Annotated in this window: 7 protein-coding genes and 1 pseudogene; all 8 read left to right on the forward strand. The window is 67.5% G+C overall.

The window, feature by feature from the left end; translation table 11 throughout:
- On the forward strand, positions 1-865 hold an 865-nt coding region (locus ACR2JA_RS00005), incomplete at its 5' end, for a class I tRNA ligase family protein (RefSeq protein WP_434007090.1).
- 7 nt (positions 866-872) lie between these two features.
- Positions 873-1,382 (forward strand): LPS assembly lipoprotein LptE, encoded by a 510-nt coding sequence (lptE, locus tag ACR2JA_RS00010; protein ID WP_434007091.1) that lies wholly within the window; start codon positions 873-875, stop codon positions 1,380-1,382.
- A gap of 5 nt (positions 1,383-1,387) precedes the next feature.
- Positions 1,388-2,440: a DNA polymerase III subunit delta gene (gene holA, locus ACR2JA_RS00015; RefSeq protein ID WP_434007092.1), complete on the forward strand. Its 1,053-nt coding sequence runs from the start codon at positions 1,388-1,390 to the stop codon at positions 2,438-2,440.
- 23 nt (positions 2,441-2,463) lie between these two features.
- Complete coding sequence (locus ACR2JA_RS00020) at positions 2,464-3,744, forward strand: glutamate-5-semialdehyde dehydrogenase (RefSeq protein ID WP_434007093.1); 1,281 nt, start codon at positions 2,464-2,466, stop codon at positions 3,742-3,744.
- Positions 3,745-3,934: 190 nt separating this feature from the next.
- A complete protein-coding gene (gene gshA / locus ACR2JA_RS00025) occupies positions 3,935-5,227 on the forward strand; it encodes a glutamate--cysteine ligase (protein ID WP_434007094.1) in 1,293 nt (430 codons plus the stop codon).
- A gap of 244 nt (positions 5,228-5,471) precedes the next feature.
- A complete protein-coding gene (locus ACR2JA_RS00030) occupies positions 5,472-7,340 on the forward strand; it encodes a potassium transporter Kup (RefSeq protein WP_434007095.1) in 1,869 nt (622 codons plus the stop codon).
- 160 nt (positions 7,341-7,500) lie between these two features.
- Complete coding sequence (locus tag ACR2JA_RS00035; protein ID WP_434007096.1) at positions 7,501-8,685, forward strand: benzoate/H(+) symporter BenE family transporter; 1,185 nt, start codon at positions 7,501-7,503, stop codon at positions 8,683-8,685.
- Positions 8,682-8,821, forward strand: a pseudogene (locus ACR2JA_RS00040) (glutathione synthase); the annotation flags it as partial. The gene ACR2JA_RS00035 and the pseudogene ACR2JA_RS00040, both read left to right, overlap by 4 nt.

The following is an 8,821-nucleotide window of genomic DNA, read 5'->3' on the forward strand; positions in this document are numbered from 1 at the left end:
CGTCCGCGACGAGTACAACAAGGTGGTGTCGGCCACTTCGAAGGCGGACGGCCAGCCGGTCACGTACGAAGGCTGGACCACGATGTCCAAGTCCAAGAACAACGGCGTCGACCCGCAGGACCTGATCGAGAAGTACGGCGCCGACACCGCGCGCCTGTACACCATGTTCACCGCGCCGCCCGAAGCCACGCTGGAGTGGAACGACGCGGCGGTGGAAGGCAGCTACCGCTTCCTGCGCCGGGTCTGGAACTTCGGCTTCAAGCTGGCGGAAGCGGGCGTGTCGGGCGCCATGGCATCGTCGGTGAGCGGCGCCGCCCTGTCCAAGGCCGCCAAGGCGCTGCGGCTGGAGATGCACACCGTGCTCAAGCAGGTGGACTACGACTACCAGCGCATGCAGTACAACACCTTGGTCTCGGGCGCGATGAAGATGCTCAACGCCCTCGAAGACTTCAAGGGCGACGGCAGCGGTGGCGCCAACGCCGAGAACCCTGACGGGGCGGCCGCCGCGGCCGCCGTGGCCGCCGTGGCCGAAGGCTTTGGCATCCTGCTGCGCGCGCTGTACCCGGCCTGCCCGCACATCGCCCACAGCCTGTGGACCGAACTCGGCTACGCCGCCGTGTCGGGCAACCTGCTGGACGCGCCCTGGCCCAAAGCCGACGAGGCCGCGCTGCAGCGCGACGAAATCGAACTCGTGCTGCAGGTCAACGGCAAGCTGCGCGGCAGCGTGACCGTGCCCGCCAGCGCCGACAAGGCCGCCATCGAAGCCGCGGCCCTGGCCAGCGAAGCCTTCCAGAAGGCGGCCAACGGTGCTGCGCCCAAGAAGGTGGTGGTGGTGCCCGGCCGTCTGGTCAACATCGTGGTCTGAGGTGGCGATGCTCACGCGCCGGCACTGGCTTGCACTGTCCACGGTCTCGGCCTTGCCCGGCTGCGGCTTCGCGCTGCGTGGCGCGCCCAAGTTCGCTTTTGAATCGCTGCGCGTGCAGGGCAGCGACGGCACGCCCGTCGCGCGCGAGCTGCAGCAGACGTTGAGCGACGCCGGTGTGCGGGTGTTCAGCAGCCGCCTGCCCGCCAGCCCCGAGGGCGAGACCGGCGAGGTGGTGCTGACGGTGCTGACCGACCAGCGCGAACGCTCGGTGGTCGGCCAGACGGCGGCCGGCCAGGTGCGCGAACTGCAGCTGCGCACGCGCTTCCGCTTCCGCCTGGCCACGGCCCAGGGCGCGCAGCTGCTGGACGAGACCGAGCTGCTGCTCGAACGCGACATCAGCTACACCGAAACCGCCGCGCTGGCCAAAGAGGCCGAAGAAGCGCTGCAGTACCGTGACATGCAGCGCGACATCACGCAGCAGGTGATGCGCCGCCTGGCAGCCGTCACCGCGCCCTGAACCGCATGCAGCTCGCCGCGAACCAGCTCAGCGCGCACCTGGCCAAGGGCCTGCGCAGCCTCTACACCGTGCACGGCGACGAACCGCTGCTGGTGCAGGAGGCGGCCGACGCGATTCGCGCCACGGCGCGCGCGCAGGGCTACACCGAACGCACGGTGCACACCGTGGCGGGCGCGCACTTCGACTGGAGCGAGGTGCTGGCCAGTGGCGGCTCGCTCAGCCTGTTCGCAGACAAGCAGCTGATCGAGATCCGCGTGCCCTCGGGCAAGCCGGGCAAAGACGGCTCGCAGGTGCTGCAGCAGATCGCCGCCAGCGCCGAAGGCAACGACAGCACGCTCACCCTGGTGGTGTTGCCGCGGCTGGACGGCATGACGCTCAAGGGCGCCTGGTTCGCCGCGCTCGACAGCTACGGTGTGACCGTGAAGGTGGACCCGGTGGAGCGCAAGGCGCTGCCGCAGTGGATCGCTCATCGCCTGCAGCAGCAGGGCCAGCGCGTGGCCGCGGGGGAAGAGGGGCAGCGCACCCTGCAGTTCTTCGCCGACCGGGTCGAAGGCAACCTGCTGGCCGCGCACCAGGAAATCCAGAAGCTCGCGCTGCTGCACCCGGCGGGCGAGCTGAGTTTCGAGCAGGTGGAAAGCGCCGTACTCAACGTGGCGCGTTACGACGCCTTCAAGCTGGCCGAAGCGGTGCTGGGCGGGCAGACGCTGCGCGTGCAGCGCATGCTCGACGGCCTGCAGGCCGAAGGCGAGGCCGCCGTGCTGGTGCACTGGTCACTGGCCGAGGACATCCGCACGCTCAACCGCATCCGCAGCGCCATGGACGCCGGCCGCCCGCTGCCCATGGCCCTGCGCGAGAACCGGGTCTGGGGCGTGAAGGAAAAACTCATGGAGCGCGCGCTGCCGCTGATCCCGCCGGCGCAGCTGGCCCAGTGGCTGCAGGACGCGCACACCGTGGACGGTATCGTCAAGGGCCTCAAGCAGCCCGACTGGCCGGCCGATCCGTGGGACGCCTTGCACCGGATGGCATTGCGTGTGGCCAATGCCTGTGCGCTGAAGTAGGCAGTCTGCGAAAATCGCGTCCTATGAACGCGACTTCCACCTCCGAACTGATGAACACCCTGGGCAGCCAGGCCAAGGCGGCCTCGGCGCTGATGGCCAAGGCCGGCGCGGCGACCAAGATCAAGGCACTGCGGCAGCTGGCGCGGCTGCTGCGCGAGAACGTGGCGCCGTTGCAGGTGGAGAACGCCAAGGACCTGGAGCGCGCGCGCGCCGCCGGCCTGGCCGAACCCATGGTGGACCGGCTCAAGCTCACGCCCAAGGTGCTGGAGACCTGCGCCGAGGGCTGTGAGCAGCTGGCGGCGATGGCGGACATCATCGGCGAGATCTCGGGCATGAAGCAGATGCCCAGCGGCATCCGCGTGGGCCAGATGCGCGTGCCCATCGGCGTGTTCGGCATGATCTACGAGAGCCGTCCGAACGTGACCATCGAGGCCGCGAGCCTCAGCATCAAGAGCGGCAACGCCTGCATCCTGCGTGGCGGCTCCGAGGCCATCGACTCGAACCGCGCGCTGGCCGCGCTGGTGCAGCAGGCCCTGGTGGCCGCCGGCCTGCCGGCCGACGCGGTGCAACTGGTGCCCACCACCGACCGCGCCGCCGTCGGCCAGCTCATCACCATGCCGCAGTACGTGGACGTGATCATCCCGCGCGGCGGCAAGGGCCTGATCGAGCGCATCAGCGCCGAGGCCAAGGTGCCGGTCATCAAGCACCTGGACGGCAACTGCCACACCTATGTGGACGACCCCTGCGACATCGCCATGGCGGTCAAGGTGGCCGACAACGCCAAGACCCAGAAGTACAGTCCCTGCAACGCGACCGAGAGCCTGCTGGTGGCGCGTGGCGTGGCAGCGGACTTTCTGCCGAAGATCGGCGCTGTCTACGCCGCCAAGGGCGTGGAAATGCGGGGCTGCTCCGAGGCGATGGCGATCCTGGCGGCCGTGCCGGGCGCCCAGGTGACCGCCGCCAGCGAACAGGACTGGAGCGAGGAGTACCTGGCGCCCATCGTCAGCGTCAAGCTGGTGGACGGCGTGGACGAAGCCATCGCCCACATCAACCGCTACAGCAGCCACCACACCGACGCCATCCTCACCACCGACCACGTGCACGCCCAGCGATTCCAGCGCGAGGAGGAATCGGCCAGCGAGAAGGAGAATGCGAGCACCCGCTTCGCCGACGGTTTCGAGTACGGGCTGGGCGCTGAAATCGGCATCAGCACCGACAAATTCCACGCCCGGGGGCCAGTCGGTGTTGAAGGTCTGACCTCGCTGAAGTACGTGGTGCTGGGCGAGGGTGAGGTTCGAAGCTGAAGGGGACTTGCAAGCCCTTCCTTCGGCCCCATACTCTCACCACCCCTGGTTTTTTCAACAACCCTTCATTTCAGCCCCAACGCAACACCAGGGCGTCGAGGTCAGCGCGGAACCGGCTTTGCCGGGCCGCAGCTGACGCCCCCCAGTTGGGGGGTGACGCCGCAGGCGGCGCGGGGGGCGTCCAACACTTATGGTTCCCCACCTCGTCACCGCCCTGACCGGTCCGATCAACGAACTGGAACAGCGGATCCTGGAATCCACCCCGGTGATCGAGCGCTGGTTCCGGCTGGAGTGGATGGAGCACACGCCGCCGTTCTACAGCTCGGTCGATGTGCGCAACGCCGGTTTCAAGCTCGCGCCGGTGGACACCAACCTGTTCCCCGGCGGCTGGAACCACCTCACGCCCGAGATGATGCCGCTGGCCGTGCAGGCGGCCATGGCGGCCATCGAGAAGATCTGCCCCGAGGCCAAGAACCTGCTGCTGATCCCGGAGAACAGCAGCGACACCTTCTATCTGAGCAACCTGGCGCAATTGCAGCGCATCTTTTACCAGGCCGGCCTGAACGTGCGGCTGGGCTCGCTGTCCAACGACATCAAGTCGCCCACCACCATCGACCTGCCCGGCGGCGAGTCGGTCACGCTGGAGCCGCTGATCCGCAGCAAGCGGCGCCTGGGGCTCAAGCATTTCGACCCCTGCACCATCCTGCTCAATAACGACCTGAGCGCAGGCGTGCCCGGCATCCTGGAAGACCTGCACGAGCAGTACCTGCTGCCGCCGCTGCACGCCGGCTGGCCGACCCGCCGCAAGAGCACGCACTTCAAGACCTACGAAGAAATCGCCAAGCGCTTTGGCAAGCTGCTGGGCATGGACCCGTGGCTGATCACGCCCATGTTCAACCAGTGCGGCGAGGTCAACTTTGCCGACGCCAACGGCCTGGAGTGCCTGCGCAGCAACACCGACGCGCTGCTGGGCAAGATCCGCCGCAAGTACAAGGAATACGGCATCAACGAAAAGCCGTTCGTGCTGGTCAAGGCCGACAACGGCGCCGGCGGCATGGGCATCATGACGGTGCGCGATGTCAAGGACATCGACGCACTGAGCCCCGAGACCCGTGCGCGCATGGCCACGGTGCAGGCGGGCCAGCCGGTCACCGAGGTCATCATCCAGGAAGGCGTGCTGACCAACGAACGCATCAACGCTGCCGTGGCCGAACCGGTGGTCTACATGATGGACCGCTACGTGGTGGGCGGCTTCTACCGTGTGCACGCCCAGCGCGGCACCGACGAGAACCTGAACGCGCCCGGCTCCAGCTACGTGCCACTGGCTTTCGAGCAGAGCGCGCAACTGCCGCAGCCGGGCATGAAGCCCGGCGCCAGCGTGCCCAACCGCTTCTACATGTACGGCGTCATCGGCCGCCTGGCCATGCTGGCCGCGTCATACGAGCTCGAAGCCACCGACCCGGACGCGGAACAGTACGAGTGACGCCCCCACGCTCCGCCGCTGCGCGGGTCGCTGCCCCCCAGGGGGGCTGGGCCTGCCTTGGGGCGGCCCGGCGGCTGGCCCGTCGGCCCCCACGCTCCAGCATTGAGCGCAGTTGTTGCATTGCAACATCGGTCACGGCGGCGCTCATTTAGGCGCAGACCCCCACTGGCGGCGCGCCCGCGGCGAGCGCAGAATCGGCGCATCCTGACAGCCGAACCCGGGCCGACCAGTCCCGGGTATTTTTGTGTCGCAGAACAAATCCTCGCTTGCCGCGCTCACCCTGGGTGCCATCGGAGTGGTCTATGGCGATATCGGCACTTCGGTGCTGTACGCCATCAAGGAGATCTTCGGTTCCGGCCACGTGCCGTTCACGCACGCCAACGTCTACGGCGTGCTGTCCATCGTCTTCTGGACGCTCACCGTCATCGTCTCGCTCAAGTACGTCACCCTCGTGCTGCGGGCCGACAACCACGGCGAAGGCGGCCTCATCGCCATGTTGGCGCTGGCCTCGCAGGCCGTCAAAGACAAACCCGAACTGCGCAAATGGCTGCTCGCGGTGGGCATCTTCGGCACCTCGCTGTTCTACGGTGACGGTGTCATCACCCCCGCCATCTCGGTGCTGTCCGCGGTCGAAGGCCTGGAAGTGGTCTCGCCCGCCTTCAAGCAGTACGTCGTGCCGATCACGCTGGTGGTGCTGTTCGCGCTGTTCTTCGTGCAAAAGCGCGGCACGGGGGGCATCGGCAAGTTCTTCGGGCCCATCACCGTGCTGTGGTTCCTCTCCATCGCCGTGCTCGGGGTCTCGCACATCGTCGGCCACCCCGAGATCCTCGGCGCCATGAGCCCGCACCACGCGCTGCGTTTTCTCTGGGAGCAGCCCGGCACCACCTTCATCATCCTGGGCGCCGTGGTGCTGTGCGTGACCGGTGGCGAAGCGCTTTACGCCGACATGGGCCACTTCGGCAAGCAGCCCATCCGCGTGGCCTGGTTCTCCATCGTCATGCCCTGCCTGACGCTCAACTACTTCGGTCAGGGCGCGCTGCTGCTGGAGAGCCCCGAAGCGGTCAAGAACCCCTTCTTCAACATGGCCCCCGACTGGGCCCTGCTGCCCCTGGTGGGTCTGGCCACCATGGCCACGGTGATCGCTTCGCAGGCGCTGATCTCCGGCGCCTTCAGCGTCACCAAGCAGGCCATCCAGCTGGGTTACCTGCCGCGCCTGAACATCCGCCACACCAGCGTGCACGACACCGGGCAGATCTACATTCCCTTCGTCAACTGGGGGCTGTTCACCGCCATCGTGCTGGCTGTGGTGATGTTCAAGTCCTCGTCCAACCTGGCCGCGGCCTACGGCATCGCGGTCACGCTGGACATGCTCATCACCACGGTGCTGACGTTCTTCGTCATCCGCTACGGCTGGGGTTACCCGCTGGCGCTGTGCGTGGCGGCCACCGGCGCGTTTTTCGTGGTGGACCTGGCCTTCTTCACCTCCAACCTGCTCAAGCTGTTCGCCGGTGGCTGGTTCCCGCTGATGATCGGCGGGGTGGTGTTCATGCTCATGATGACCTGGAAGCAGGGCCGCTCTCTCATGGCGCAGGCCCAGCACGCCGACGCGATCGAACTCGACAGCTTCCTGGAGGCGGTGTTCATGGCGCCCCCGGTGCGGGTGGATGGCACGGCCGTGTTCCTCACCGCCGAAACCGGCACCGTGCCCAATGCCCTGCTGCACAACCTCAAGCACAACAAGGTGCTGCATGCGCAGAACCTGTTCGTCACCGTGCGCAGCCACGAGGTCCCGTGGATCGGGCTGGACAAGCGGTTGGAGGTCAAACCGCTGGGCCACGACTGCTGGGAGGTGGTGATCCACTACGGCTTCAAGAACGACCCCGACGTGCCCAAGGCGCTGGCCCTGATGCGCGGGCGTGGCTGCGAGCTGGACCCGATGCTGACCAGCTACTTCCTCTCGCGCGATCTGGTGGTGCCCACCCTGGGCAGCGGCATGGCATTCTGGCGCGAAAAGATCTTTGCCCAGATGCACCACAACGCCGGCGCCGCGGCCGAGTTCCTGAACCTGCCGAACAACGCGGTGATCGAGCTGGGCTCCAAACTGGAGATTTAGCCCACCCCCGTCGCTTGTTCGCTGCGCGTAACCGCTCCGCCCCTCAAGGGGCGATGCGAGTGGCCCGGCGGAGCCGGTTCCACCGCATCCTGGGTTCTGGCACGCGCTCCGGACAGTCCTTCCGTTTTGGGGTCGTGGGACTCACCGGCACAATCCTTCGATGTCGTTTTTTAGAGATGTGAATCTGTCGGCCGCCACGGCCGGTTTCGTGGCGGTGCTGGTGGGCTTCACCAGCTCGGTCGCCATCGTCTTCCTGGCCGCGCAGGCCTTCGGCGCCACGCCCGAGCTCATCACGTCCTGGATGTGGGCGCTGGGTATGGGCATGGGCCTGTGCTCGGCCATCCCCTCGCTGATGCTCAAGAAGCCGGTGATGGTGGCTTGGAGCACGCCGGGCGCGGCCGTGCTCGCCACGGCCGGGCTAGCGGGCGGATTCACGATGGCGCAGGCCGTGGGCGCCTTCATGGCCTGCGCGGTGCTCATCATTCTCTCGGGTGCGACCGGCCTGTTCGAGCGGCTGATGAACCGCATCCCGATGGCGATTGCGTCAGCCCTGCTGGCCGGGGTACTGGCGCGCTTCGGCTTGCAGGCCTTTGCCGCCGCGCAGACCGCGCTGCCGCTGGTGGTGCTGATGCTGCTGGTCTACCTGCTCGGGCGGCGTCTGCTGCCGCGTTACGCGGTCCCGCTGACCTTGCTGGCTGCGGTGGCGTACGTGGTGGCCAACGGCCAGTTCAACGCCGGGGCGCTGGTGCTGCAATGGGCGGTGCCGGTGTTCACCGCACCCGAGTTCACATTCAGCGCCTTCGTCAGCCTGGCGCTGCCGCTGTTCATCGTCACCATGGCCTCGCAGAACCTTCCGGGCGTGGCGGCCATCCGCGCGGCGGGCTACGACATGCCGATCTCGAAGATCATCACCATGACCGGCGTCGCGACCCTGGTGCTCGCGCCCTTCGGCGGCTTTGCGCTCAACCTCAGCGCCATCACCGCCGCCATCTGCATGGGCGAAGAGGCACACGCCGACAAGGGCAAGCGCTACACAGCGGCCGTGGCCTGCGGCCTGATCTACATCGCCATCGGCCTGGTCGGCGCCGCGGTCACCGGGCTGCTGCTGGCTTTCCCGAAAGAGCTCGTGCTGGCCATCGCCGGGCTGGCCCTGCTGGGCACCATCGGCGGCGGTCTGCACACGGCCCTGCGCGACGACCAGCACCGTGAAGCGGCGCTCATCACCTTTCTGGTCACGCTCAGCGGTGTGGTCATCGCCGGCATCGGCTCGGCCTTCTGGGGCGTGGTCGCCGGCGCGCTCGCGCTAACTGTGCAAGGATACGGAGCCCGAAAGTACACCGCATGAACATCCTCTTCGCCGCCGACCCACTCGAGTCCTTCAAGACCTACAAGGACACCACTTTTTCCATGATGCGCGAGCTGCAGAAGCGCGGCCACCGCATCGCCGCCACCGAGCCGCGCCACATGGGCTGGCGCAGCGG

It is taken from the genome of Hydrogenophaga sp. (assembly GCF_051007235.1).
Taxonomy (GTDB): Bacteria; Pseudomonadota; Gammaproteobacteria; order Burkholderiales; family Burkholderiaceae_C; genus Hydrogenophaga.

Coding starts and splice junctions, on each gene's coding strand:
- holA (WP_434007092.1), top strand. CDS start 1,388: ATGCAGCTCGCCGCGAACCAGCTCAGCGCGCACCTGGCCAAGGGCCTG.
- lptE (WP_434007091.1), top strand. CDS start 873: ATGCTCACGCGCCGGCACTGGCTTGCACTGTCCACGGTCTCGGCCTTG.
- gshA (WP_434007094.1), top strand. CDS start 3,935: ATGGTTCCCCACCTCGTCACCGCCCTGACCGGTCCGATCAACGAACTG.
- ACR2JA_RS00020 (WP_434007093.1), top strand. CDS start 2,464: ATGAACGCGACTTCCACCTCCGAACTGATGAACACCCTGGGCAGCCAG.
- ACR2JA_RS00035 (WP_434007096.1), top strand. CDS start 7,501: ATGTCGTTTTTTAGAGATGTGAATCTGTCGGCCGCCACGGCCGGTTTC.